The sequence below is a fragment of the Hydrosulfovibrio ferrireducens genome (genome assembly GCF_046883345.1).
In the GTDB taxonomy this organism is placed as follows: domain Bacteria; phylum Desulfobacterota; class Desulfobulbia; order Desulfobulbales; family Desulfurivibrionaceae; genus Thiovibrio; species Thiovibrio ferrireducens.
Genome location: NZ_JALKCW010000002.1, coordinates 1 through 24,614, shown reverse-complemented (window position 1 = coordinate 24,614; position 24,614 = coordinate 1). Strand labels below are relative to the sequence as shown.

Here is a 24,614-nt window from a genome sequence, read left to right as displayed (position 1 = left end):
CATGCGACTTACCATGCAGTCCATCCATAACGATATCCTGAAAAATCTCAACAAGATCACCACGGACATGGCTCGGCTCAATTCCCAAATTTCCTCGGGAAAGCAGATGTCCAAGATCTCCGATGATCCGGTCAATCTCGTGACCGCCCTTGGGATCAGAACCAATCTCACCCAGATCACCTCCTATCAGAGCAATCTCAATTTCGGCAACAGCATGATCACTGCGTCGGAATCCGCGCTGAACAGCATGAAAGAGATGGCGATCCGCGGCAAGGAGCTGGCCATCCAGATGGCCAACGGCACCATGACCCAGGAAAACCGGGATAGCGCCGCCATGGAGGTAAGCCACCTCTGGGAAGAGGCGATCTTTCTGGCAAATTCACAGGTCGCGGGCAAATATGTCTTCGGCGGCTACCGCACCGCCGGGTACTCCGAAGCAGAACCTGCCCCCTTTATCGCGGATATGGTGGATGGGTATATCGTCAACGGAAACAGCCTGGCTCCGCTTCTTGCTGCCGATCCGGTCGCATACAGCCTCCCCAACCCCGGGGATCTCTCCATCAACGGCGTTGCCATCGGCGCGACAACGGGACTCGACCCTCTTTCCACGGCCCATGCCGATGCCTCGGCTGCGGCCAAGATGGCGGCCATCAATGCCAAAAGCACCGAAACCGGGGTGACCGCGGATTTCACCGCGGCCAGCAAAACTGGGGGGATTGTGGCACCCGGAACCATGAATTCAGGCGATCTGCTCATCAACGGGCAAAATATCTTTGACGGAGTCATCAACCCGGACCCATCGGCCATCCTTGCCCAGGATTCCGACAATGCTCTGACAAACGCCATCAACGCCCACTCTGCAACCACCGGGGTCATCGCCTCCCGCGACAGCAGTGGCACGCTGTCCCTTACCGCGGTAGACGGAAGAAATATCCAGATCACCACGACTGCCAATGGGGAGACGATTTCCAAGCTCAACAATTTAACCGGCACGGCATCAGATTCCGTTTACTTCGGCGCCGTCCAGCTCAAATCGGACCTGCCCATTACCCTGCAAACCGATCCCGGACCTCCGGAACAGGGCCTGGTTGCCCTGGGCCTGAGCGGAGGTTCCGCGGCCACCAACGAGGCAAATGATGTTGCCGGCGACGGCCTGCTCCTGATCACCACTATCCAGCAACAAAAGGGAAACGTCCGCTATGCCGGTGATCGCGACAACAACATCGCCGTCAAGGTGGGAGCCACGAGCAGCCTTGAGGTTACCAAGAACGGGATGGACGCGATAATGAGCACCGGCGTATTTTCCGCACTCAAGGGGCTGGAGAATGCCCTGCTCGGCGAAAAATACACCACCGTGACCGGCGCTGCCGAGGTCATCAACAAGACGGCTACCCTCGGCAGCGGCACCACAGGCCTGGCGCAGGCTGGCCTGGCCTTTGTCGATGGAACCCTCGCCTTTACCGTGACCGATCAATCCTTCTACCCGCCGCGGACCAAGACCATCAACCTTGCGGTTGATATCAGCCAGGATACACCCGAGACCATCGCTTCCCGGATTAACGAGATCCCCGGCATGAACGCCTCCTGGTCAACCGATGGCCATCTCACCGTGGCAAGCAGCGATCCGGACCGTTATACCTTTAACTACACGGATTCCAGTAATTTCATGACAATGAACGGGATCACCCAGGATGCGTTGCAGTCGCAAGCGATCCAGAAGTCCATCGGCGAACTCGGAACCTTGCTGGACAACCTGAGCAACCAAGTCTCCGACTTCGGAGCCCGCGCCAACCGCATCGAAGTACAGAGTTCGCTCTACATGAACCTGGAGCTGGCGGCACAGGAAAATCTTTCCGGAAAAGAAGATACCGATTTACTCAAGGCGATCATGGAACTGAATGGCAAGAAAACAGCCTATGAAGCGGCCCTGTCCGCCGCCGCACAGACCATGAAGCTCAGCCTGGTGAACTATATCTAAATTCGCCCTTGTCTTGGCCTTGCGAAAAGGGGAGAATACGTTCAGGGAAGAGCGGAACTCCTAAAAAAAGGCGTCACACACCAAGCCAGGGAGGGCGAAGGGAATGCTGATCTTATCAAGAAAACACGAGGAAGGTATTTCAATCGGAGACGATATTACGATTCGAATCCTTGAAATAAAGGGGGGGCAAGTCAAAATCGGGATCGAAGCGCCCCCGGAGATCACCGTGCACCGAGAGGAAATCTACCTCAAAATTTTAGAGGAGAACCAAAGAGCGGCCCTGGACACCCAAGCCGACTTCTCCTCTCTCGCCACCGCCTTTGCCCAGGGCAAAGGCAGAACGAGCCCCCGTCCAGGGCGAGAAAAATAAAAGGTCGCGACGATGCAAGCAGATACCACCCAAGCCCACACGGAGAAGACCATGGCCCAGAATCTCAATCATGCCTTGCCGCCGGAGGAACATACGATGCTCACCGTTTCCAGCTCGCGGTTTGGCGAGATCCAGGCAAACCCGGACAAGATCATCACCATGACCTCGCCTTTTTTGGGCTTCCCGGAATCCAAACGCTTCATGCTCATTCCCCATGGCGAGAACACGCCCTTCATGTGGCTGCAGTCCTTGGATGATCCGCAGCTTGCCTTTGTGGTTATTCCGGCCTTGATCCTTGTCCCGGACTATAACCCGGCTCTCCCGGCCCAAGCCAGGCAGGAGCTGAAAGCAGGAGAGGAGGACGAACTCAACATCCTTTTGCTGCTGACCATCCCGCATAACAATCCGCAAAAGATGACTGCCAACCTGCTTGGTCCACTGATGATCAATCCGGAGCAACGGTTAGCAAAACAGATTATTTTGGACCCGAACAAATGGGATCCTCGCTGGCCGGTCTTTACCGATGATGGGAAATAAAACAAGAATGGGGCGCCTGCTGGCAGCAAGCACCCCATTAAGAGAAAAAAAATGCGGAAAAGACTAATTCACCACAGACTCAGAAAGCAGGCTGGTCAGCATATTATCGGCAATCCTGTGTGGATCAACGGTATAATCGCCGTCGGCGATCTTTTCTTTAAGAGCCTGCACCTTATCGGCCCGCACATCAGGGGTTTGCGCAAGAATAGCCTTGGCTTTCTGCACATCCTGAGAACCGGCGGAAAGCTCCACTGTATCGGCAGGGACAGCTTTGCCCGAATTCGCGTTAGAGGCAACCGCCTCCTCGGATCTTTTGAGCTGAACCTTCTCCGTCTTAACCTGTGGAAAAATACCTGTCAGTTTCATGACCAACTCCTGGCGTCCATGCGGGTGCACCGCCATCCTTAACCTGCAACGCATAATCCTGGACCCTTGCCCAAGCCATGCACCTACAATATCTTACTTATCATATCGGCTATTCAACGACAAACTTAATAAATAAATTCATGCCGGTTTGCTAAATTACGTCTAGATCGCCCTATCTTATTGGCTTTATTACAATTCACCACGCCATTTCTTCTCCCCCAACGAAAATCTGCCCCCTCCCTTGCAGACCATCCATAAGGCTATACCGTCCCGGCGCTCTTCTCTGTTGCCCAACAAGACGCGGGCCGGTGTTGCCAAACAGGTATGCTGCTGGTAGTATCTGCCCATGAAAAATCTCGACCCTGTGTATCTCATCGACGGAAGCGCCTACATCTACAGGGCCTACCATGCCATTGCCCCGCTCACCAACAAGAGCGGCCTGCCCACCCATGCGGTGTATGGGTTCACCAACATCCTCCTCCGGGTTCTGCGGGAAAAAACGCCCAAATTTCTCGGCATCGCCTTTGATGTGCGGGGCCCGAACTTCCGCCACGAGATGTACCCTGCCTACAAGGCAAACCGTCCGGCCATGCCCGACGACCTTGCCTGCCAGATCCCCTATATCAAGGAGATCGTCGCCGCCCACAACATCGCCTGCCTGGAGCGGCAGGGCTTCGAGGCCGACGACCTGATCGCCTCGGCGGCCAAAAAGCTGGCGGCCCAAGGGCATTCGGTGATTGTGGTCTCCGGGGACAAGGATCTCCTGCAGCTCGTTTCTGAGTCCATCACCGTCTGGGACCCCATGCGGGACGTATTCATGAACCCTGCCGCAGTGCAAAAAAAATACAACATACCGGTGGACCGTCTCCTCGATTTTTTCGCCCTGATGGGCGACAGCTCGGACAACGTGCCCGGGGTGGCCGGCATCGGCCCGAAAACCGCGGAAAAATTGATCAATCAATGCGGTTCGCTGGAAGGAATCTACCAGCATATCGAGACCATTTCCCAGGCAAAGCTGCGGGAAAAACTTCTGGCCGGCAGGGAAAACGCCTTTCTCTCCCGCCAACTCATCGCCCTCAAGGACGATCTCGCCTCGCCGGAGCTCAAGGACTACGAGATCCCCGAACCCAACCAGGAAAAGCTGCAGGAGCTTTACTCTTTTCTCGATTTCAGCCGGTTGCTGAAAACCCCCGTCTCCACGGCCATCGCCCTTGAAACCACGGGATTCCACTTGATCACCTCCGAGCAGCACCTCCAGAAGGTTTGCCACCAACTGACCAAGGTCCCTTTACTGGTGCTGGACACGGAAACCACCTCCCTGGACCCGCTGGTGGCCGAGCTGGTGGGCATCTCCCTGTGCGGTTCCGCCGAGGAGGCCTATTATCTGCCCATCGGCCACCGGGACAGCGAGGGAAAACCGGTGGCCGGCCAGTTGCCCCTGGCCCTGGTCCAAAAAAATCTGGCCCCGCTTCTTGCCGACCCCAAACTGGCCAAGCTCGGCCACAACCTCAAATTCGATCTGCCCATCCTGGAAAACCATGGGCTCCCTCTCAATGGCCCCCTGTGGGACACCATGATCGCCTCCTACCTCCTCGACCCTTCCCGCCGTTCCCAGAAGCTCGACGACCTGTGCCTGGAGATGCTCGGCAAGCGGCTGACCAGCTTCGGCGAGGTCACCGCAGGGGACAAGCGGCCGGACAGCTTTGCTTACGTGGTCCCGGAAGCGGCCAAGGACTATTCCTGCGAGGATGTGATCGGCGCCTTTCTGCTCTGGCAACGGTTCCGGCCACAGCTCGAAGCGTTTGGCCTCTGGGAGCTTTTCTCCGGCCTGGAGATGGCGCTGGTCCCCATTCTGGTCCGGATGGAACAAACCGGCATCACCGTGGACCAGAACCAACTGCAGCGCTTGTCCGAGCATTTCGGCCAGCAGCTCGCGGATTTGGAAAAGACCATCTATGCCATGGCCGGAGAGGAGTTCAACATCAACTCCACCCGCCAGCTCGGCGAGATCCTCTTTGCCAAGCTGGGTCTGCCGCAAGGGCGGAAAACCAAGACCGGCTACTCCACCGATGTCAAGGTGCTGGAAAGCCTGGCCCGGCAGCACGACCTGCCCGCGGCGATCCTGGCCCACCGCAGCTTAAGCAAGCTCAAGAACACCTATGTGGACAGACTGCCGGAGCTCATCCACCCCGCAACCGGGCGGGTCCACACCTCTTTCAACCAGACGGTCACCGCCACCGGCCGCTTGAGCAGCAGCAACCCCAACCTGCAAAACATCCCGATCCGCACCCCCGAGGGGCAGAAGATCCGGGCCGCTTTCGTCGCGGCGCCGGGCCAGCTCTTTTTGTCGGCGGATTATTCCCAGATCGACCTCAGAGTCATGGCCCATTACGCCCAGGACCCGGCCCTGCTGGCCGCCTTCCGCGCGGGCCAGGACGTGCACAACCAGACCGCGGCCGAGATCTTCCGGGTCAATGCCGCCTTTATCTCGCCGGAGATGCGGCGGGTGGCAAAAACCATCAACTTCGGGATCATTTACGGGATCAGCGCCTTCGGCCTTGCCGCCCAGCTCAACCTGAGCCGCAAGGAGGCAGCCACCTTCATCGAGCGCTACTTCGCCCACTACGCCGGGGTGAAGCGCTTCATGGAGGAGATCGTCGAAAAGGCCCGGCAGGACGGCTTTGTCACCACCCTGCTCAACCGGCGCAGGCTGCTGCCCGACATCAACAGCTCCAACAAGGCCAGCCGCGAATTCGCCGAGCGCACCGCGATCAACACCCCGATCCAGGGCACGGCCGCCGACATCATCAAGCTGGCCACCATCGCCGCCACCCGGAGGATCAGCGAACTGGGGCTTGGCGCCAAGCTCCTGCTCCAGATCCACGACGAGCTGGTCTTTGAAGTTCCGGCCACGGAAATAGAAAAAACCGCCGCCGTGGTCAAGGAGGCCATGGAAAGGGTCATGCAGCTTGACGTCCCCCTGGTGGTGAACACGGTGGTGGGGGAAAACCTGGCCAAGGTGTAAGGGGCATCCCCCCGAGGCTGCTTAAATCCATTGACTGTCTCCGGGAAAAAAATTAGGATAACGTCCTGAATTTCAAACAAAACAGCCTTCTCATCATTATCCGTGGGTGACACATGCTCGACTTCATGCGCCGCAAGGCCAAATCGACCTATATTCAGGCGATCATCCTCATCATCATTCTGGTTTTTGTCTTCTGGGGGGTGAACTCTTCCCAACAAGGCGGCCCCGACGCCATTGCCACGGTCAATGGCCAGAAAATCTCCTTGCGGCAATACCAGCAGGCCCACGAACAGACGGTCAATAGGTATCAGGAACAGTTCGGCGGCACCCTGCCTCCGGAGCTGCTTGAGGTCTTGAACCTGAAGCAGCAGGTGCTGAACCAGATCATCCAGGAACTGGTCATGCAACAGGGCGCCAAGGAAGCGGGGTTGATTGTCGGCAACGATGAGGTGCGCAAGGTTATCCATGGCATGGATGCCTTCCGGGAAGAAGGGATCTTCAAACTCGACCGCTACAAAACGCTCCTTGCCTCCTCAAAAATGACCACGGCTGATTTTGAAAACAGCGTGCGCAACGATCTGCTCCACGCCAAGATTCTCGCCCACCTTTCCCGGTTCGGCCGAGTCTCCGACAGCGAGATCAAAGACCGGTTCGCCTTTGACAACGATCAACTCAAGCTCGAATATGTCGCCTTCAACGCGGATGATTTCCGGACTGCGGGCCCGGTGGCCGATCAGGAGCTGAACACCTTTTTTGCGGAACGCAAGCAAGCCTACCTGACCGAACCGCAGGTCAAGCTCCGATACCTCACCTTTCGCAATGAGCAGGGGCTGGCCGCCATCCAGGTAAGCGATCAGGAGATCGAACAGTACTACGCCTTGAACCCGGACAAATTTTCCGCCCCCGAACAGCGCCAGGCCCGGCACATCCTGCTTCGCTCCGATGCCAAGGAGAGCCCGGAGCTGCGAGACGCCAAACGCAAAAAACTGGAGGCCATCCTGGCGCTGGCCAAGGCGGGCAAGGATTTTGCTCAACTGGCCAGGGAACACTCCGAGGACTCATCCGGGGAAAAAGGGGGCGACCTCGGCTTTTTCCGCAAGGAGCAGATGGTCCAGCCCTTTGCCGAGGCGGCCTTTGCTCTCAAGGAAGGAGAGATCAGCGGAGTCGTGGAGACGCAATTCGGCCTCCACCTCATCAAGCTTGAGCACATCAAACCGGCGCAGGTGACCACCCTTGCCGGGGCGCGGGAACAGATCGCCAATGAACTCAAGGCCCAGCGCGGCAAGGATCTTACCTTCCAACTGGCAAACCAGGCCTACGAGGGCATCATCCAGGCCGGCAGCCTGGACAAGTATGCGACCGAGTCGGCGGCGCCGGTGCAGACAACCGATTATTTTACCCAGAGCAACCTTCCCGCGGCGCTGGCAGGGCCGCCCGCGCTTGTCAAAACCATCTTCGCCCTGAAAAAGGGCGAGTTGAGTTCCTTGCTCGAGATCAACGGCGGCTACGCCATTCTCTATGTGGACGAAGTGAAGGAACCCCAGGTTCCGGCGCTGGCCGAAGTTCGCGCCAGGGTGGAAAAGGATTTTCTTGACGAGCAGGCCCAGGCAAAGGCCAAGGATGGTGCCGTAGCCTTGCTGGCCCAAGCCAAAAAGGAAGGCTCCCTTGTTGCCGGGGCGGAAAAGACCAGGAGCCGGATTCAGGAAACTTCTTTTTTCACGAGAAGCCAGCAGGCAGACAGCGGCTTGCCAGCGCCCGTCGCCGCGCAGGGCTTGAAACTCAGCAGTGCTTCACCGTACCCTGATGAGATCGCGGAGAACGGCGCCACTTTCTATGTCCTCCGTTTCAAGGAAGACAAACCGGCAAGCGAGGATGTATTTGCCGGCCGGAAAGAAGCGCTGCGAAAAATGCTGACCCAGGAAAAACAGATGCAGGTCATGGGCTCTTGGCTCGCGTATCTCCAAAGCCGGGCCACAATCACCACCGATAAGAAGTTTTTGGAGTAAGCAGTCCAGCCTCGCCACGCGGCAAACGTGACGAGGCTGTGAAGCAAATGGCTGCCCTGCGGCCGCTGGCGATTATTTGCCGCGGCCCGGACTCCAAAGGGGATCATCCCCAAAACGCTCCATCCACCAGTCTTCCCCGTCAAGGGGCTGATCCTCCCCCGGCACCAGGGGGATTTTGTACTTTTTCCCATATTCCAAAAGAATCTGGCACGCCTCGGTGAGCCGGTGCATTTCCAGCCTCTGCACTTCCGGCCCCGCCTCTTTATGCCGGGCAAGATCGGGATGATGCTCCTTGGAGAGCCGTCGGTAGGCTTTTTTTATCTCGGCCAGGCTTGCCTGGTCCGGCAAACCCAAGAGAGTCTTGGCCTCCACGATCTTTTTCCATTCATCGTTGGTCATGCGCTGTTCGAGCCGGAGTCTTTTTTTCTCCAGCTCTTCTCCTCATGCTTCATGAGACGCTCGATGTTGTCCCGATGCTTGAGCCAGATCAACGCCCCTATCCCGAACGCCAGGAGAGAATTGCTCACTGAACCGGAGAGCAGCCAGACCAAACCCGGCATCAGCAGGGCCACGGTGAGCGAACCCAGAGAAACATAGCCCCAGTTGTAGACCACCCCGACAAAGAGAAGCATGCCGATGAGCGCCGCCGCCGGCTCAAGATAGAGAAAGATGCCCAGCGCCGTGGCCACGCCCTTGCCGCCCTTAAACCGCAGATACAGCGGATAGAGATGGCCCAGAAAGGCCGCGCCGCCGCAAAGCGCTACCCACAGCTCCCGCTGGCCGCTATTCTCCAGCAACCAGGCCGCGGCAAGCATCGGCAGAATGGCCTTGAGCGCATCGCAGGCCAGGGTGAGCACCCCAAGCTTTTTGCCGGCCAGCCGGGCGACATTGGTGGCGCCGATATTGCCGCTGCCCGCACCGCGCACGTCAATACCCGCCAGTTTTCCCAACACCAGACCAAAGGGTATTGAGCCTATGAGATATGAGCCGAGAACCAGGATATATTCCATGCCGCCCCTGCCAGAGTATGGATAAAAAATGTCTTCCGCGCCAGTCACTCTAAACCGCAAGACGACATTTTTCATGCTTAATTTTCTGTTTTCAGCCGTCAGACCGCAGCCATCAGCGCAGTTTTGCAAAAAAATCAATCCGGACAAAAAATATCTTTGTTCTTGATTTAAGTCAACGCCCCGGGGGATAATTACCGCTATAGTCTCCTTAACAAACGCACCAATACGGGCTACACCACCTTTACATCACAACAGAGGAGAATCGCCATGTTTTGCAACCAATGTGAACAGACCGCCAAGGGAACCGGATGCACCGTCATGGGTGTCTGTGGAAAAAACGAAGCAGTTGCCGGGCTGGAAGACCTGCTGACCCATGCGGTCCAAGGCTTGTGCCTCGTAGCCGCTGCCGGCCGCAAGGTCGGCGTAGTTGACCGCGGTGTTGACCGCTTCACCTGCGAGGCGATTTTTTCCTGCCTCACCAATGTGGATTTCGACCCCAGCCGCTTTGAAACCCTGATCCGCAAAACCGTCACCCTGCGGGAAGGCTTGAAGACCAAGGTCAAGGCTGCGGGCGGCGTGGTTGATTTCACCGTTCCGGCCGCCACCTTTACCCCGGCCGACACCCTGGCCGGCTTGGAAGCGCAGGGCGCGGCCCTGAACTTCATCAATACCCTGGACGCCAATCCGGACCTGCAATCCTTGAAGCAGATCACCATGTACGGTCTGCGCGGCCTTGCCGCCTACACCGACCACGCCGCCATCCTCGGCAAGGAAGACGAAACGGTCTATGCCTACATCCATGAGGCCATGGGCGAGCTGACCCGCAAGGATCTGGGGCTTGACCAACTGGTGGGCCTGGCTCTCAAATGCGGCGAGGTCAATCTCAAGGCCATGGAGCTGCTCGATGCCGGCAACACCACCACCTACGGCCATCCGGTTCCCACCCCGGTGCCGCTGGGGCATATCCCCGGCAAGTGCATCCTGGTCACCGGCCATGACCTCAAGGATCTGGCCATGCTCCTTGAGCAGACCAAGGGTAAGGGGATCAACATTTACACCCATGGCGAAATGCTTCCCTGCCACGGCTATCCCGAGCTGAAAAAATACCCCCATTTTTACGGGCATTTCGGCACCGCCTGGCAGAACCAGCAGAAAGAGATGCCGCAATTTCCCGGGGCCATCCTCTTTACCACCAACTGCATCCAGAAGCCCAGCGACGCTTACAAGGCCAACGTCTTCACCACCGGCCTGGTCGGCTGGCCCGATGTAGCGCACATCGGCGAGGACAAGGACTTCAGCCCGGTCATCAACCGCGCCCTGGCCCTGCCCGGCTTCACCGATACCGTGGACAACGGCTCGGTCCTGGTAGGCTTTGCCCGGAACACCGTTTTGGGCGTGGCGGACAAGGTCATCGCCGCGGTCAAGTCCAAGGCCATCCGCCACTTCTTTTTGGTGGGCGGCTGCGACGGCGCCAAGCCCGGCCGCAACTATTATACCGAGCTTGTGGAGCAGATCCCCACGGACTGCATGGTGCTGACCCTGGCCTGCGGCAAGTTCCGCTTCTTTGACAAGAAGCTGGGCGATATCGGCGGCATCCCGCGCCTGCTCGATGTGGGCCAGTGCAACGATGCCTACTCGGCCATCCAGATCGCCGTGGCCCTTGCCGGCGCCTTCGAATGCGGGGTCAACGACCTGCCGCTCTCCCTGGTGCTCTCCTGGTACGAGCAGAAGGCGGTGGTCATCCTGCTGACCCTGTTGAGCTTGGGAATCAAGGACATCCGGCTCGGACCCTCCCTGCCCGCCTTCATCACCCCCAACGTGTTGGATGTGCTGGTAAAGAATTTCGCCATCAAGCCGGTAACCACCCCGACCGAGGATCTCAAAGCCATTCTCGGATAACACAACGGATCAGACAGCGGCCCTCCCTCCGCCGCCTGATCCGAGCTACATAAAAAGAGTAACGGTTCAGCAGCGCCGCAGATGCGCGAAAGAGGCCTGCGAAGTGTGCTATTGCACATGAGCAGGCCAATGACAAAGCAGATGTGGTGTTGCTGGGCAGTTACGAAGGAGCTTGCCATGCAGTGCCCCGGTCAGGACAGCCGCTACTGGGACGCCAATGCCGTTTTCGAGGCGATCTGCCCCAAATGCGGCAACAGTGTCGAATTTTTCAAGGATGACGTGAGCCGCAAGTGCAGCACCTGCGGGACCAGGATGCTCAACCCCAACAACGACTTCGGTTGCGCATCCTACTGCCCTTATGCCGCGCAATGCCTGGGCTCCTTGCCCCCGGAGCTGCTGGCCAAGAAGCAGGAACTGCTCAAGGAGCAGGTGGCGGTTGAGATGAAACGCTACTTTGGCGACGATTTCCGCCGCATCGGCCACGCCAGCCGGGTGGCCCGCCATGCCCTGGATATCGCGGCAAAAGAGGAGTGCAACCCGGCGGTGGTGGAAATCACCGCCTATCTCCACGACATCGGCATCAGGGAATCGGAACGCAAGTACAACAGCTCGTCGCCCAAATACCAGCATGTGGAGGGGCCGCCGGTGGCCAGGGAGATTCTCACCGGACTGGGTGCGCCGCAGCCGCTCATCGACGAGGTCTGCGACATCATCGGCCACCACCATGTGCCGAGGCCGGAGGAGACCATGAACTTCAAGGTGCTCTACGACGCGGACCTGATCACCAACCTGGAAGAAAAACAGAAGGATGTCCCGTCCCCCCCGGACCATCTGCAAAAGATCATCGACCGCTCCTTCCTTACCAAGGCAGGAGCCGCCCTGGCCGCCAAGACGCTGTTCAGGAGCTAACGGAGAACCACCATGAAGATACTGCGAAAAATAATCGAGATAGACGAAAACCTCTGCAACGGCTGCGGCGAGTGCATTATCAACTGCGCGGAAGGGGCGCTGCAGATCGTGGACGGCAAGGCGCGGATGCTGGCGGAAAAATATTGCGACGGCCTGGGCGCCTGCCTGGGCCATTGCCCCACCGGAGCCCTGCGCATCATCGAGCGGGAAGCGGAGGATTTTGACGAAGAGGCGGTGGAAGAGCTGCTCAAAAACCGGGAGGCGCCGCACGCCCAAACCGCCCCGCCGGTGGGCGGCTGCCCCTCGGCGAGATTGCAGACCTTTGCCCCGGCCACCCCCTGCCAGGCGGCCAACGCCCCGGTTCAACTCGGGGCGGCCAGCGGCTCAACCTTAAGCCACTGGCCGGTGCAGATCCGGTTGGTGCCGCCCAGCGCCCCATTTCTCAAGGGCGCCGACCTCCTGATCGCGGCCGACTGCGTGCCCGTGGCCTATCCGGATTTTCACCGCAATCTGCTCAGCGGCAAGGTGGTCATGGTGGGCTGCCCAAAATTCGACGAGGCGGAAAGCGCCATCGCTAAATTCGCGGAAATCTTTGCCTCGGCCGGAATCAAAAGCATCACCATGGCCATCATGGAGGTGCCCTGTTGCGCCAACATGCGCCACATTGTTTCCCAAGCCCTTTCCCGCTCCGGCACGGCCATCCCGGTGCGGGAGGTGGTGATCTCCGCCCGCGGGGAGCTTCTCCGGCAAGGGGATATGCCCTCTTGATCCCCGCGAGCCGCCGGCCCGATAATTCCCCTTTTGTTTCCCTGAAAAAGAGGGTAGATTGATGCTATTTCGGTAAACGATTACAGACCGTGTCGGCGGCAGACCTTAACCTAGGAGAAGCACATGCAAAGCAGAAAATCCATGGCGGCGACAGCCCGCCTTCTCACCCTCGCCCTTGTCCTTTTCACCCTGATGGCGGGCGGGGCCCAGGCCGCCACCAAGATGCCCTCCTTTGCCCTGCCTTCCGTGAAGGATGGCTCCGTGGTCAAGGCCAGCGCCTACCAGGGCAAGGCTATGCTGATTAATTTCTTCGCCACCTGGTGCCCGCCCTGCCGCAAGGAAATCCCTTCGCTCATCCAGCTCCAGAATGAATACGGGCCAAAGGGTTTCACCGTAATCGGCATCTCCACCGACCAGGGCGGCGCCGCGCTGGTTGACAAATTCGCCCAGAAGATGGAGATCAACTATCCCGTATTGCTGAGCGACTCGCAAACTCCGGCGGCCTTTGGCGGCATTCTCGGCATTCCCACCTCGTTTTTGGTCAACCGGGAGGGCAATGTGGTCAAGCGCTACGACGGCTACGTCGGCCACCAGACCCTGGTAAACGACCTCAATGCCATCCTGAAATAAAAAGAAAGACTTTCCGGTTGACATCCTGGGCTCCTGTCGTATACTTACTGAACGGCAATTCATTATTTCCTGTTTCCCATAAACAGGATATTCCCAAATAACACTTAGAGGAGATGAACATGAGCAAGAAGATGATTTCCCTGGCAATGGCTTTGGCTTTCGTAGTAAGCACCGCAGCGGTTTCTTTCGCTGCTGACTGCAAAGTAACCGCGGTTGACGGCACCAAGGTAACCGTAGATTGCGGCGGCGCTGTATCCACCGTAGAAGGCACCGCCAAGGTTGGCGACAAGGTTACAGTAAAAGACGGCAAGATCCAGGCCGCCAAGAAGAAAAAAGCCATTGAGGGTTGCTAATCCCTTGTTGAACCGTTGACCCGGATTTCCGGTCAGCAAAAGCCCGGCCTCAGGCCGGGCTTTTTTTTATCCAGACGCACAACATCCCCCATCGGTATTTACTTTTCCCCTTCCCTTTCGTATAGTGCCAGACCATGAATATCTTCACCGCAGCCATACTCGGCATCATCCAGGGCGCCACGGAATTTCTGCCCATCTCCAGTTCCGGCCACCTGGCCCTGGCCCATTATTTTTTCGGGGGCGAAGAAGCCAGCCTGGCCTTTGACGTGGCCCTGCATCTCGGCACCCTCCTGGCCATCCTTATTTATTTTCGTGATGATTTCTTGCAGATGGGCAAGGCAGTGCTCGGCCTCAATCATAATGAGGGGGAAGCAAAAAAACTGCGCGGCATGGCTTTTTTTATCTGCCTTGCCACCATTCCCGGGGTTTTGGCCGGGCTGTTTCTGGGCGACACCGCGGAACAATACTTCCGCCATCCCGCCATGGTGGCGGCAGCCCTGGCCGGAGCCGGGTTGCTGCTCCTCCTTGCCGACCAGGCAGGAAAGCGCGCCCATGATTTTGGGGAAATAACCCTGTCCGACGCGCTGCTCATCGGCCTTGCCCAGGCCTGCGCCATCATCCCCGGAGTATCGCGGAGCGGCAGCACCATCACCTGCGGCCTTGCTCTGGGCCTTACCCGGCAGGCGGCGGTCCGCTTCTCTTTCCTGCTTTCCGCCCCCATCATCTTCGGAGCCGGAGTCTATAAGCTCCCGGAAATCATTACCCAGGGCCTGCTGGGCGAGCAAAGCTCCCTGTACCTTACCGGTTTTTTCGCCTCCGCCATCTCCGGTTACCTGTTCATCTCCTTTATCATGCAATACATCCGGGCCAGAAGTTTTGCCATTTTCGCTTACTACCGCTTCCTGCTGGCGGCCTTGGTCGTAGTCGCCCTTTTCCTGCAACGATAAACAGCTACGCGGCATCCTCCGCCGCCGTGGAGACCCCCATGGATCCTGCCCAGCTTCCTGAAAAACAGTACGCCCGTCTCCGGGAAATCCGCAAGACATACAAGGTGGACTTCGACCCGCTACGCTTGCGCGGCAAGGAGATCCAACTGCTGCAGGTCACCGACCTCGAACCGCTTTTGGCCGGGAAAGATCCCTTCAAGGATGTGCAGGACTTTCCCTTCTGGGTAAAGCTCTGGGAAGCCGCCATGGTCCTGGCGGACCTCATGCTCACCACCCCCCCGGCAAAAGAAGATCATACCCTGCTCGAACTCGGCGCCGGTCTGGGCGCGCCGGGCCTTGCCGCCGCCCTGGCCGGTTACCGGGTGACCCTGACCGATTACGAGCCGCATATCCTCGATTTTCAACGGGTCAGCGCCGCGGCCACCGGCCTCAAAGGGGTGGACTGCCGGTTGCTCGACTGGCTGAAACCGCCCGATCTGCCGCGTTTCGACACTATCATCGGCGCGGAGATCCTCTTTCGGGAAGAGTTTTTCGCCCCGCTTTTAAACATCTTCCGCTCGCTGCTGGCGGACCAAGGGGTCATCTACCTGGCCCACGATGTCCGTCGCAAAAGCCTGCCTAAATTCCTCCTGCTGGCGGAAAAGGAATACGAGATCGCGGTGTCCACCCGCAAGATGCGCAGCGATGACAAGGAGCTGACCATCATCGTCAACCGGCTCACCCGCCGGGGGTAAAGAACGGATGCGTTATCAGGATATCGACTGGGACACCATGTGGCGGGAATCCAGAGCCCATAAGTCCTGGAAAAAGAAAAAGTCCAGCGACTGGGATCAGCGCGCCGCCGGATTTGCCGAGCGCAACCTCGACTCACCCTTTGTGGCGCAATTTCTCTCCCGCCTCCAGGTAGAACCGGAATGGAGCGTGCTGGACGTGGGCTGCGGCCCCGGCACCCTGGCGATCCCCTTGGCCCGTCAGGTGCGTCGGATCACGGCCCTCGACTATTCCGCCGCCATGCTGGACGAACTCGGCAAACGGGCCAGGCAGGAATCTCTTACCAATATCCGGACCATTCAGGGTTCTTGGGACGATGACTGGCGGAAACTCTCCATTGCCCGGCACGACATCGCCATTGCCTCCCGCTCGCTCTCCGTGGACAACCTCGCCGATGCGCTGCGCAAACTCAACGACTGGGCAAACAAAGGGGTCTACCTGGCTGACCGGGTCGGGGCCGGCCCCTTTGACCCGAACCTCTTCGCCGCCATTGGCCGAAATTTTCAGCCCGGGCCGGATTATATCTTCACGGTCAACATCCTCTACGCCCTCGGCATCCATGCCCATGTCGACTTCATTACCCTTGATCAGCAGCGTACCTACGGCTCACGGGAAGAGGCCTTGCAATCATACCGGTGGATGGTGGACAATTTGACCCGTGCGGAAGAAGCTCAGCTTACCGCCTATGTGGATGCGCGCCTCAGTCAACTCGACGAAAACACCTGGCAATTCGCCCGCCAGACCGCTCCGCAATGGGCCTTGATCTGGTGGCGAAAAGAGAGCTGATTTGCATATTCCCGGCAGAGCGGCTATAATGCCGTTTTTTTGTGGAAGATCGGCCTATCTGGTTCTTTTTTCAAATGTCTTTCCTTTTTTTGCGTACACCGGACACCGGGACGTGACGTCTCTTTCCTCCGGCAAAAAACCACCGGTTTTTTTTAAAACGAGGGCTCCATGCGTATCATGATCGTCGGCGCAGGCATGGTCGGTTACCACCTGAGCGAAAAACTCTCGGTGGAGGGCCAAGAGGTTGTCCTCATCGATCAGGATGAATCCAAACTCCGCCGCATCGAACGGGACCTCAACATACTCACCGTGCGGGGCAGCGGCGCCTCGGCCCGCATCCTTGAGGAGGCGGGCATCGCCAAAACAGACCTCTTTATCGCCGTCACCGACAGCGACGAGGTCAACCTCATTGCCTGCATCATCTCAAAAAATTACAATGTCAAAACCCGCATAGCCCGGGTGCGCAACGACGATTTTTACCTCCAGGGCACCTCCCAGGCCGAAAAATCCCTGGGCATCGACCTGCTGATCAGCCCCGATCTGGCCATGGCCGAAGAGATCATGCACCTCATCAATGTTTCCGCCGCCTTTGAGGTGGCGGAATTTGCCCGGGGCCAGGTGGAGTTGCTCGGCTACCTCGTCCAGGCGGGCCGTCCCTGCGTCGGCTCCACCCTGCTGCAACTCCGGGACCTGCAAGGAATCTATGATTTTGTTATCGTCGCCATCACCCGGGACGGGCAGACCATCATTCCCCACGGGCAAGACAAGATCGAGGCCGGCGACAAGATCTATCTGGTCATGCGCAAAAGCGATGTGTCGGCGGTGGAGCGGTTGCTTTTCAATACCGAAAGCCAGGTGCCGAAGAATGTTTTCATCGTGGGCGGCAGCACCATCGGCTATATGGTTGCCCGGCAACTGGAGCAAAAAAAGATCAATGTCCGGCTGGTGGAACAGGACACGAACCGCTGCGAATTTCTTTCCGAACAGCTTGAGCAGACCGTGGTCCTCAACTGCGACGGCCTGGAACCCCAGGACCTGCTCGACGAAGGCATCGACCAGGCGGACCTGGTCATCTCCGTCACCAACAGCGACACCACCAATATTCTTTCCAGCCTGCTGGCCAAACACCATGGCGCGAAAAAATGCATCACCCATATCAACAGCCCGGGGTTCATCCCCATGCTCGGCAAGCTGGGGATCGATGTTCCCTTGAGCCCCCGGCAGGTTGCGGCCAACATGATCCTCCGCTTTGTCCGCGGCGGCGGCAAGATCGTCAACGTCGCCACCCTGATGGGCAGCAATGCCGAAGTCATCGAGATCAAGGTTCCCACAAAGGAACATTTTATCGACCTCCCCCTCAAGCTCCTTGATTTTCCGCAAGGCTCCATTGTCGGCGCCATCATCCGCCACAATCAGGTGATCATCCCCTCCGGCGACACCAAGCTGCAGCCGGGGGACAATCTGGTGGTCTTCTTTACCCAACAGGCGCTTTCCGACCTGGAAAGCCTTTTTGACGCGTAGGCCAGGGGCGAGCCATGCGCACCGGCGGCGTTCTCAATATTCTCGGCAAACTGCTGATCCTGATTTCCCTCTGCCTTTTGACGCCGATCCCCTTCAGCCTCTATTTTAAAGACGGCATGATCGCAACCTTTCTCCTTTCCGCCGGCTTGGGGGCGATCCTCGGACTGCTGCTGCTCGCCCTCTTTGCGCCGGAAAAGGATCTCGGCTACCGGGACGGCTTTGCGGTGGTGGTTTTAAGCTGGCTGGGGTTGGCCTTTCTCGGCGCCCTGCCCTTTTATTTCTCCGGCAAGATGCCCCTGTTCGTCGATTGTTTTTTCGAGTCGATGTCCGGTTTTACCACCACCGGCTCCACGGTCCTCACCCAGGTTGAGATTCTCCCGCACAGCATCCTCTTCTGGCGGGCCATGACCCACTGGCTGGGCGGCATGGGCATCATCGTCCTTTCCCTGGCCATTCTCCCGCTCCTGGGCGTGGGCGGGATGCAGCTCTTTCAGGCCGAGATGCCCGGCCCCACCAAGGACCGGCTCGCTCCCCGCATCCAGGACACGGCCCGCATCCTCTGGGGCGTATACTTTCTCTTCACCGCCGTGCAAACCGTGCTTCTCCTCTGGGGCGGCATGAGTTTTTTCGACGCCATCTGCCACTCCTTCGCCACTCTGGCCACCGGCGGATTTTCCACCCATACCGCCAGCGTCGGCCACTTTGACTCGGTTTACATCGAAACCGTCATCATCATTTTCATGTTTCTGGCCGGCACCAACTTTTCCCTGCACCACCTGGGCATTAAAGGCAAGCTCTCCGTTTACTGGCGCAACGAAGAGTTCCGCTTTTATCTCACCCTCTGCACCCTGGCCACCCTGTTCATCGTGGCGGTGAACTCCTATCATCAGGTGTATGCCACCTTTGGCCAAACCCTGCGCACCGCGGTCTTCCAGGTGATCTCCGTCGTCACCACCACCGGCTTCGGCACCGCGGATTTCGACCAATGGCCCCCGGCGCTGAAAATCCTCCTGGTCTCCCTGATGTTTGTCGGCGGCTGCGCCGGTTCCACCGGGGGCGGCATCAAGATGGTGCGGATCCTGCTCTTCTTCAAGTTCGCCCGTCTGCAGCTCCGAAACCTGGTGCATCCCCGCACGATCGGCACCCTGAAGTTCGGCAAGGTCAAGGTGCCGCAGGAAGTCATGGTCGCAATTCTGGGATTCCTCGCCCTGCATATCGGGGTTTTTCTTTTTGCCAGCCTGGTGGTTACCGCCCTGGGTGTAGACATCGTCACCGGCACCACGGCGGTGATCGCCACCTTGAATAACATCGGCCCGGGGCTCAACCTGGTCGGTCCGGCCCAGCACTTCGGGCATCTGCCGCCCTTGGCCAAGGGGGTCTTAAGCTTCTGCATGCTGGCCGGCCGTCTTGAGCTCTACACCGTGGCGGTGCTGCTCACTCCGGATTTCTGGCAGATGGCGCGAAAACCCGTCTGGCGCTGGCAGATGGCCAAGGCTCCCTCCCCAAGCAGTTCCACCCCTTACAGATTATAGCCATGTCACACTCCACGCAATATGACGTTATCGTGATCGGCGCGGGCCATGCCGGCTGCGAAGCCGCGCTGGCCGCAGCCCGGATGGGCTGCCGCACCGCGGTGCTGGTGGTCAACGTTGATACCATCGGCGCCATGAGCTGCAACCCGGCCATCGGCGGCTTGGCCAAGGGGCATCTGGTCAAGGAGATCGACGCCCTCGGCGGCGAGATGGCAAAAAACATCGACGCCACCGGCATCCAGTTCCGCCGCCTCAACACGCGCAAAGGTCCGGCGGTCTGGTCTTCCCGGGCGCAAGCCGACCGCCTCCTCTACCGGCTGCGGATGAAATCGGTGCTGGAGCAGCAGGCAAATCTCCATATCCGGCAGACCACCGCCGACCGGCTGCTCATCAAAAACGGGATCATCGCGGGGGTAGTCACCTCCCTGGAAGAGGAGCTCACCGCCCGGGCCGTGGTCATCGCCACCGGCACCTTTTTAAACGGCCTGATCCACATCGGCCTAAAGAACTTCCCGGCCGGCCGCATGGGCGACGTGCCCTCGCTTTCGCTGCCCCTGCACCTCAAGGAGCTGGGCTTTGCCATGGGCAGGATGAAGACCGGCACCACCCCGCGCCTGGACTCCACCACCATCGATTACTCCGAACTCGAAGCCCAGCACAGCGACAAGCCGCCCAACCTCTTTTCCTTCAGCAACCGGGGCAAGCGGCCGGTGCTCCCCCAGCGCCCCTGCCACATCACCTACACCAACCCCACCACCCATGCGATCATCCGGGCGGGCACCGATCGCTCTCCCATGTACACCGGGATCATCGAAGGGGTGGGCGCCCGCTATTGCCCCTCGGTGGAAGACAAGGTCATGCGCTTTCCGGAAAAGGAGCGCCACCAGATCTTTCTGGAGCCCGAAGGGCTGGACACGGTGGAGATCTACCCCAACGGCTTGCCCACCAGCCTGCCCATGGATGTGCAGACCGCCATGCTCCGCAGCATCAAGGGACTGGAGAACGTCGCCATCATCCGGCCCGGCTATGCCATTGAATACGACTATGTCGATCCGCTGGAGCTGCACCCCTCCCTGGAAACAAAACGGCTCCGGGGGCTCTTTCTGGCCGGGCAGATCAACGGCACCTCCGGCTACGAGGAGGCGGCGGCCCAAGGACTGATGGCCGGAATCAACGCGGTCAAGTATGCGCGCGAGGAGGACCCGTTGATCCTGGACCGCTCCCAGGCGTACACCGGGGTGCTGATCGACGATCTGGTCACCAGGGGCACCAAGGAGCCTTACCGGCTCTTCACCTCCAGGGCCGAATACCGGCTGCTGCTGCGGGAAGACAACGCCGACCTGCGATTGGGGGAGATCGGCCGGGACCTGGGTTTGGTGCAAGACGACACCTATCGCTTGTTTCAGGCCAAGAAACAGGCCATCGAGGAATCCCTGGCCCTGTTCAACACCACCCAGATCCGGCCCAAGCAGGAGCTCAACGACCGGTTGGTGGCCATGGGCAGCGCCACCCTCAAAACCGCGGTGAGCGCCGCCGATCTTCTGCGCCGGCCGGAGATGGATCTTGCTTCTGTGGCCCAGCTCACCGGCCTCACCCTGCCGCGCCCCGAGGAAGAGGTGACCCGTGAGGTCGAGCTGGCCATCAAATACCACGGCTACATCGAGCGGCAAAGCGAGCAGGTGGACCGCTTCCGCCGCATGGAATCAGTGCTCCTGCCCGAGGATCTTCCCTACCGGACCATGGCGGGCCTTTCCCGGGAGGTGGTGGAAAAACTTTCCAAAATCCAGCCCCGGACCCTGGGCCAGGCCGCGCGCATTTCCGGGATCACTCCGGCCGCCATCTCCATCCTCCAGGTGCATCTAAAAAAGGAGAACCTGATTTGACGAGCATTGACACATGGCTCAGGCAGTTCGGCGAGGCCATGAAATTCAGTCTCAGCTTCAAATTCATTGTTGGCTGCAGCCTTACCCTGCTGGTCACCCTTGGCGCCACCTTCTATGTGTTCAACGAGCGCCAGGAGCAACTCATCGTCCGCCAGGCGGAAAATGAGGCCCGCGCGGTTTTCCGGCAGATCGTTCTGATGCGCAAATGGATCGCCGACCACGGCGGGGTCTTCGTGGAAAAGCTGCCGCGCTCCCAGCCCTCCCCCTACCTTGCCGAGTCCGAGATTCGCGATCGCCAGGGCCGTCGCTACACCAAGGAAACCCCGGCCATGGTCACCAAGGAGCTGGCCAAGTACTCCAAAGAAGAGGGGTTGTTCTGGTTCCACATCACCAGCCTCAAGCTGACCAATCCGGAAAATGCGCCAGACCCCTTCGAGCGCCGCGCCCTGCTGGCCTTTGAACAGGAAAATCTGCGGGAGCTCGTCTCCGTCGAAACCATCGATCGCCAGGCGTACCTCCGCTACATCTCGCCCCTGTACGTCGAAGAAGCCTGCTTGAAATGCCACCTTGAACAGGGCTACAAGGTGGGCGATGTCCGCGGCGCCATCAGCGTTGCCCTGCCCATGGACAAGACCTTTACCGAGGCGAGGCAGAACCGGCGGCGGATGTTCGCCTCCATGCTCTTGGTGGTGGGCGCCCTGAGCGGCGCGATGATCTTCATGATGCGGCATCTGGTGCTGCATCCGATGAAACGGCTCTCCACCTCCATCCGGGAATTTTCCCGGGGCAATTACGAGGCGGGAGAGGTCCTGCGAACCGGGGATGAATTCGAGGATCTCTCCCGCGCCTTTGCCGACATGACCGCCCAGCTCACCGGATACCACGGCGATCTTCAGGATCGCATCCGGGAGGCGACCAAGGATCTTGCCGAATCCAACCGGAAGCTTCTGGAGACCAACCGGCTGCTCAACGCGGCCAGCGAACGCAAATCGGACTTCATCGCCCGCGCCTCCCACGAACTGCGCACCCCCTTGACCTCCATCAAGGGTTCCATGGAATACGTCACCGCCAAGCTGGCCTGCCTTCCTCCCCAGGAGGCGGGCAACTGCCCGCAAAATGAACTCTGCGATTTTTTCCAGCTCATCAACAAAAACACCAATCGCCTCATCCGGTTGGTCAACACCATGCTCGATATCGAGCGGATCGAGATGGGCGACAACACGGCCCTGCATAGCGGTGCATTTGATCTGACGCCGGTGATTCGCGAAACAATCACCGGCCTTGCCTGCCTTGCCGACGAAAAGGGAATCCGGCTCGCCGCCCTGCTGCCGGAGACACTGCCCCTGAGGGCAGACGAGGACAAGATCAGGCAGGTGCTCACCAATCTGCTGGCCAATGCGATCAAGTTCACCCCCGAGCAGTCAACCGTCACCATCCGCGGTTTCCAGGAGGAAGGCTTCGCCGTGGTCGAGGTTCAGGACCAGGGGCCGGGCATTGCCAAAGCAGAGCGGGAAAAGGTTTTTGACAAGTTCTACAAATTGGGCAATAAAGAGGGAAGCGGCCTGGGGCTCACCATCTGCCGGAGCATCGTTGCGGCCCACGGCGGGGTCATCGGCGTGGCGGACAAGGAACCCGGGGCCTGCCTCTATTTCTGGCTGCCCGCCGGGGGAGAATAATGGAACCCAGAGCACCATCGGCCACCTTGCTGGCCATCGACGATGACCAGGACATCCTCAAGGTGCTCAAGGCGAACCTTGAGCTGCACGGCTTTACCCTGCTCACCGCCGACTCCCTGGCCGCGGCCCGGGCCATCCTCGCCGAACGCCAACCCGATCTGGTGCTTCTCGACCTGATGCTGCCCGACGGCGACGGATTGGAATTCTGCTGCGCCCTGAAATCGCTCCATCCCACCCTGCCGGTTATTATGCTCAGCGCCAAGGACAAGGTTTCCGACAAGGTCATCGGCCTGGAACTGGGGGCGGACGATTACATGGTCAAACCCTTTGAAACCCGCGAACTTCTAGCGCGCATCCGCGCCAGGCTGCGGCCGACGGCCCTGCCCCCGCAACCCAGCCTCATCAACGCCGGAGACCTTGCCATCGACCTGCGCAATCAGGTGGTAACGGTGCGGGGCACGGTCGTAGCCCTCACCCCCAAGGAGTTCCAGGTTCTCGCCTGCCTGGTGGAGAATCGCAACAATCTGGTGACCAGGGAAGAGATCCGGCAATGCCTCTGGAGCGACGCCAAGCTCTACTCCTGGAGCCGGGTCATCGACGTGCACATCCAGCACCTCCGCCAAAAGATCGAGGCCAACCCGGCGGAACCGCGCTACATCGTCACGGTGCCGGGGCGGGGGTATCGGTTTGAGGAGTAGGGGGTGGAGGGGTGTTAGGCCACGATTTCATCAACAGGAAGTATTTGCCTTCCGTGTCGTACGGTAAGAATTGAGATGTGTTTTGGCTCTGCGCGATACACGATTCGATAATTCCCAAAAAGTATTTCCCTGATTTCCTTTCGATTTACTTCCGGCACGATGCGTCCACTTGTCGGCGCTGCTTGCACCTGTTCCACTCTGACAAAGATGGATTCCAGCCATTTTCGTGCGGCAGTGGGGTTGTCTTGGGCAATGTACCGGGCAATTTCCGTTACTCTTTCGATTGCCAGCGGCGACCAAATAATCTTCATTTGGCTAGGCTCTGCAAGATCATCTCTTTTGCGTCATTATGAGTCACACCCAGACCATTTTCCATCTGGGAAATAGAGGTGTGAATATCTTGCAAGATTTCGATTTTTTCCTGCATCGCTTCATATTCGCCGACATCAAGCAACACAGCGGCACCCTTGCCATGCTGGGTGATTATGAGCGGCCTTTTGGTGTCGTGTACCTGTTTTAAAAACGAGGCGATACCAATTCTGAACTCCGACATGGAGCGAATGTCTTGATCTATTTTTAATCGTTTCATAATGTACCTCCGGTAAATTTAAGTACATTATAGCGTACATTGTATGGTGTGAGCAAGTGTATGTTTTTTTGGGCATACAACGCTAGCCGGTAGTCGGGTAGAGCAAAACGAAACCCGACAGTTCCTTGCCCACTCCCGAATAACCAGGATAAAACCCCTGCTTCACAAAACGATGGACAGGGGAATATGGTAACGCTGTTAACGAATTTGCCGAGCCGTGCGGGTGTGTAAAGAATTTTGTGTAAATGGTTTTTGTGATCAAAATTCCGGCAGCCTGTCTTCAAACATGATGCTGAACTGATTCAGCGCCGATTTCCAGTTTTTAATCGGCATCGTCCAGCGTTTCGAAATATTCGTCAG

23 protein-coding genes are annotated in these 24,614 nt (G+C 58.6%); 18 read left to right on the top strand and 5 right to left on the bottom strand.

All coding sequences use genetic code 11. The features are described from left to right. Window position 1: 1 nt before the first annotated feature. The 3 genes from MWR57_RS00360 (at window position 2) to fliW (ending at window position 2,885) form a co-directional block, all read left to right on the top strand. Complete coding sequence (locus MWR57_RS00360; protein WP_423122793.1) at window positions 2-1,978, top strand: flagellin N-terminal helical domain-containing protein; 1,977 nt, start codon at window positions 2-4, stop codon at window positions 1,976-1,978. Between the two features lie 103 nt (window positions 1,979-2,081). Next, window positions 2,082-2,348 (top strand): carbon storage regulator CsrA, encoded by a 267-nt coding sequence (gene csrA / locus MWR57_RS00355; protein WP_423122792.1) that lies wholly within the window; start codon window positions 2,082-2,084, stop codon window positions 2,346-2,348. 12 nt (window positions 2,349-2,360) lie between these two features. Next, window positions 2,361-2,885, top strand: a complete 525-nt coding sequence (fliW, locus tag MWR57_RS00350; RefSeq protein ID WP_423122791.1) for a flagellar assembly protein FliW — start codon at window positions 2,361-2,363, stop codon at window positions 2,883-2,885. 63 nt (window positions 2,886-2,948) lie between these two features. On the opposite strand, the gene flgM is transcribed toward fliW, so the two are convergent. Next, window positions 2,949-3,251, bottom strand: coding sequence for a flagellar biosynthesis anti-sigma factor FlgM (flgM, locus tag MWR57_RS00345; RefSeq protein ID WP_423122790.1), 303 nt, complete (start codon window positions 3,249-3,251; stop codon window positions 2,949-2,951). A gap of 346 nt (window positions 3,252-3,597) precedes the next feature. Here flgM and polA point away from each other — a divergent pair, with 346 nt between their 5' ends. Then, window positions 3,598-6,276: a DNA polymerase I gene (gene polA, locus MWR57_RS00340; protein WP_423122789.1), complete on the top strand. Its 2,679-nt coding sequence runs from the start codon at window positions 3,598-3,600 to the stop codon at window positions 6,274-6,276. A 113-nt stretch (window positions 6,277-6,389) separates the two neighbouring features. After that, window positions 6,390-8,282: a SurA N-terminal domain-containing protein gene (locus tag MWR57_RS00335; RefSeq protein WP_423122788.1), complete on the top strand. Its 1,893-nt coding sequence runs from the start codon at window positions 6,390-6,392 to the stop codon at window positions 8,280-8,282. 72 nt (window positions 8,283-8,354) lie between these two features. Here MWR57_RS00335 and MWR57_RS00330 read toward each other — a convergent pair whose 3' ends face one another. Continuing rightward, window positions 8,355-8,681, bottom strand: coding sequence for a J domain-containing protein (locus tag MWR57_RS00330; protein WP_423122787.1), 327 nt, complete (start codon window positions 8,679-8,681; stop codon window positions 8,355-8,357). Then, on the bottom strand, window positions 8,678-9,292 hold the full coding sequence (gene plsY / locus MWR57_RS00325) for a glycerol-3-phosphate 1-O-acyltransferase PlsY (protein WP_423122786.1): 615 nt from the start codon (window positions 9,290-9,292) through the stop codon (window positions 8,678-8,680). The genes MWR57_RS00330 and plsY overlap by 4 nt, the downstream gene beginning before the upstream one ends. Before the next feature lie 267 nt (window positions 9,293-9,559). Between plsY and hcp the strand changes: the two genes are divergently transcribed. The 13 genes from hcp to MWR57_RS00260 all read left to right on the top strand — a co-directional run bounded on the left by hcp (window position 9,560) and on the right by MWR57_RS00260 (window position 23,665). After that, the gene (gene hcp / locus MWR57_RS00320) at window positions 9,560-11,191 is read left to right on the top strand and encodes a hydroxylamine reductase (RefSeq protein WP_423122785.1); all 1,632 of its coding nucleotides are present in this window, start codon (window positions 9,560-9,562) and stop codon (window positions 11,189-11,191) included. A 129-nt stretch (window positions 11,192-11,320) separates the two neighbouring features. Further along, the gene (locus MWR57_RS00315) at window positions 11,321-12,100 is read left to right on the top strand and encodes an HD domain-containing protein (protein ID WP_423122784.1); all 780 of its coding nucleotides are present in this window, start codon (window positions 11,321-11,323) and stop codon (window positions 12,098-12,100) included. A gap of 12 nt (window positions 12,101-12,112) precedes the next feature. Further along, a complete protein-coding gene (locus MWR57_RS00310; RefSeq protein WP_423122783.1) occupies window positions 12,113-12,868 on the top strand; it encodes an ATP-binding protein in 756 nt (251 codons plus the stop codon). Window positions 12,869-12,991: 123 nt separating this feature from the next. Continuing rightward, window positions 12,992-13,498 carry a TlpA disulfide reductase family protein gene (locus tag MWR57_RS00305; RefSeq protein WP_423122782.1) on the top strand — a complete coding sequence of 169 codons (507 nt, stop codon included), beginning with the start codon at window positions 12,992-12,994 and terminating at the stop codon, window positions 13,496-13,498. A 119-nt stretch (window positions 13,499-13,617) separates the two neighbouring features. Continuing rightward, window positions 13,618-13,851, top strand: a complete 234-nt coding sequence (gene extJ, locus MWR57_RS00300) for a selenite/tellurite reduction operon protein ExtJ (protein ID WP_423122781.1) — start codon at window positions 13,618-13,620, stop codon at window positions 13,849-13,851. Window positions 13,852-13,985: 134 nt separating this feature from the next. Beyond that, entirely contained in the window at window positions 13,986-14,798 is an 813-nt protein-coding gene (gene uppP / locus MWR57_RS00295) for an undecaprenyl-diphosphatase UppP (RefSeq protein WP_423122780.1), read from the top strand. Window positions 14,799-14,836: 38 nt separating this feature from the next. Continuing rightward, the gene (locus MWR57_RS00290; protein WP_423122779.1) at window positions 14,837-15,532 is read left to right on the top strand and encodes a class I SAM-dependent methyltransferase; all 696 of its coding nucleotides are present in this window, start codon (window positions 14,837-14,839) and stop codon (window positions 15,530-15,532) included. 7 nt (window positions 15,533-15,539) lie between these two features. Then, entirely contained in the window at window positions 15,540-16,355 is an 816-nt protein-coding gene (locus MWR57_RS00285) for a class I SAM-dependent methyltransferase (RefSeq protein ID WP_423122778.1), read from the top strand. Between the two features lie 168 nt (window positions 16,356-16,523). Then, a complete protein-coding gene (gene trkA, locus MWR57_RS00280) occupies window positions 16,524-17,876 on the top strand; it encodes a Trk system potassium transporter TrkA (RefSeq protein WP_423122777.1) in 1,353 nt (450 codons plus the stop codon). Between the two features lie 14 nt (window positions 17,877-17,890). Continuing rightward, window positions 17,891-19,408: a TrkH family potassium uptake protein gene (locus MWR57_RS00275; protein WP_423122776.1), complete on the top strand. Its 1,518-nt coding sequence runs from the start codon at window positions 17,891-17,893 to the stop codon at window positions 19,406-19,408. After that, the gene (gene mnmG / locus MWR57_RS00270; RefSeq protein WP_479723926.1) at window positions 19,402-21,291 is read left to right on the top strand and encodes a tRNA uridine-5-carboxymethylaminomethyl(34) synthesis enzyme MnmG; all 1,890 of its coding nucleotides are present in this window, start codon (window positions 19,402-19,404) and stop codon (window positions 21,289-21,291) included. Before MWR57_RS00275 ends, mnmG begins: the two co-directional genes overlap by 7 nt. Beyond that, complete coding sequence (locus tag MWR57_RS00265; RefSeq protein WP_423122774.1) at window positions 21,288-22,967, top strand: sensor histidine kinase; 1,680 nt, start codon at window positions 21,288-21,290, stop codon at window positions 22,965-22,967. Before mnmG ends, MWR57_RS00265 begins: the two co-directional genes overlap by 4 nt. Next, window positions 22,967-23,665, top strand: coding sequence for a response regulator transcription factor (locus MWR57_RS00260; RefSeq protein WP_423122773.1), 699 nt, complete (start codon window positions 22,967-22,969; stop codon window positions 23,663-23,665). The genes MWR57_RS00265 and MWR57_RS00260 overlap by 1 nt, the downstream gene beginning before the upstream one ends. A gap of 14 nt (window positions 23,666-23,679) precedes the next feature. Here the strand turns inward: MWR57_RS00260 and MWR57_RS00255 are convergent, their stop codons facing one another. Further along, window positions 23,680-23,976, bottom strand: coding sequence for a type II toxin-antitoxin system RelE/ParE family toxin (locus MWR57_RS00255; protein ID WP_423122772.1), 297 nt, complete (start codon window positions 23,974-23,976; stop codon window positions 23,680-23,682). Continuing rightward, entirely contained in the window at window positions 23,973-24,254 is a 282-nt protein-coding gene (locus MWR57_RS00250; RefSeq protein ID WP_423122771.1) for a type II toxin-antitoxin system Phd/YefM family antitoxin, read from the bottom strand. The genes MWR57_RS00255 and MWR57_RS00250 overlap by 4 nt, the downstream gene beginning before the upstream one ends. Window positions 24,255-24,614 lie beyond the last annotated feature (360 nt).

Bases quoted from the DNA above. Each gene is read 5' to 3' on its own strand.
- MWR57_RS00255 (WP_423122772.1), bottom strand. From the start codon at position 23,976: ATGAAGATTATTTGGTCGCCGCTGGCAATCGAAAGAGTAACGGAAATT.
- flgM (WP_423122790.1), bottom strand. From the start codon at position 3,251: ATGAAACTGACAGGTATTTTTCCACAGGTTAAGACGGAGAAGGTTCAG.
- fliW (WP_423122791.1), top strand. From the start codon at position 2,361: ATGCAAGCAGATACCACCCAAGCCCACACGGAGAAGACCATGGCCCAG.
- MWR57_RS00305 (WP_423122782.1), top strand. From the start codon at position 12,992: ATGCAAAGCAGAAAATCCATGGCGGCGACAGCCCGCCTTCTCACCCTC.
- uppP (WP_423122780.1), top strand. From the start codon at position 13,986: ATGAATATCTTCACCGCAGCCATACTCGGCATCATCCAGGGCGCCACG.
- plsY (WP_423122786.1), bottom strand. From the start codon at position 9,292: ATGGAATATATCCTGGTTCTCGGCTCATATCTCATAGGCTCAATACCC.
- MWR57_RS00290 (WP_423122779.1), top strand. From the start codon at position 14,837: ATGGATCCTGCCCAGCTTCCTGAAAAACAGTACGCCCGTCTCCGGGAA.
- MWR57_RS00315 (WP_423122784.1), top strand. From the start codon at position 11,321: ATGACAAAGCAGATGTGGTGTTGCTGGGCAGTTACGAAGGAGCTTGCC.
- MWR57_RS00285 (WP_423122778.1), top strand. From the start codon at position 15,540: ATGCGTTATCAGGATATCGACTGGGACACCATGTGGCGGGAATCCAGA.
- csrA (WP_423122792.1), top strand. From the start codon at position 2,082: ATGCTGATCTTATCAAGAAAACACGAGGAAGGTATTTCAATCGGAGAC.
- extJ (WP_423122781.1), top strand. From the start codon at position 13,618: ATGAGCAAGAAGATGATTTCCCTGGCAATGGCTTTGGCTTTCGTAGTA.
- MWR57_RS00335 (WP_423122788.1), top strand. From the start codon at position 6,390: ATGCTCGACTTCATGCGCCGCAAGGCCAAATCGACCTATATTCAGGCG.
- MWR57_RS00310 (WP_423122783.1), top strand. From the start codon at position 12,113: ATGAAGATACTGCGAAAAATAATCGAGATAGACGAAAACCTCTGCAAC.
- polA (WP_423122789.1), top strand. From the start codon at position 3,598: ATGAAAAATCTCGACCCTGTGTATCTCATCGACGGAAGCGCCTACATC.
- trkA (WP_423122777.1), top strand. From the start codon at position 16,524: ATGCGTATCATGATCGTCGGCGCAGGCATGGTCGGTTACCACCTGAGC.
- MWR57_RS00250 (WP_423122771.1), bottom strand. From the start codon at position 24,254: ATGAAACGATTAAAAATAGATCAAGACATTCGCTCCATGTCGGAGTTC.
- MWR57_RS00360 (WP_423122793.1), top strand. From the start codon at position 2: ATGCGACTTACCATGCAGTCCATCCATAACGATATCCTGAAAAATCTC.
- MWR57_RS00275 (WP_423122776.1), top strand. From the start codon at position 17,891: ATGCGCACCGGCGGCGTTCTCAATATTCTCGGCAAACTGCTGATCCTG.
- hcp (WP_423122785.1), top strand. From the start codon at position 9,560: ATGTTTTGCAACCAATGTGAACAGACCGCCAAGGGAACCGGATGCACC.
- MWR57_RS00260 (WP_423122773.1), top strand. From the start codon at position 22,967: ATGGAACCCAGAGCACCATCGGCCACCTTGCTGGCCATCGACGATGAC.
- MWR57_RS00330 (WP_423122787.1), bottom strand. From the start codon at position 8,681: ATGACCAACGATGAATGGAAAAAGATCGTGGAGGCCAAGACTCTCTTG.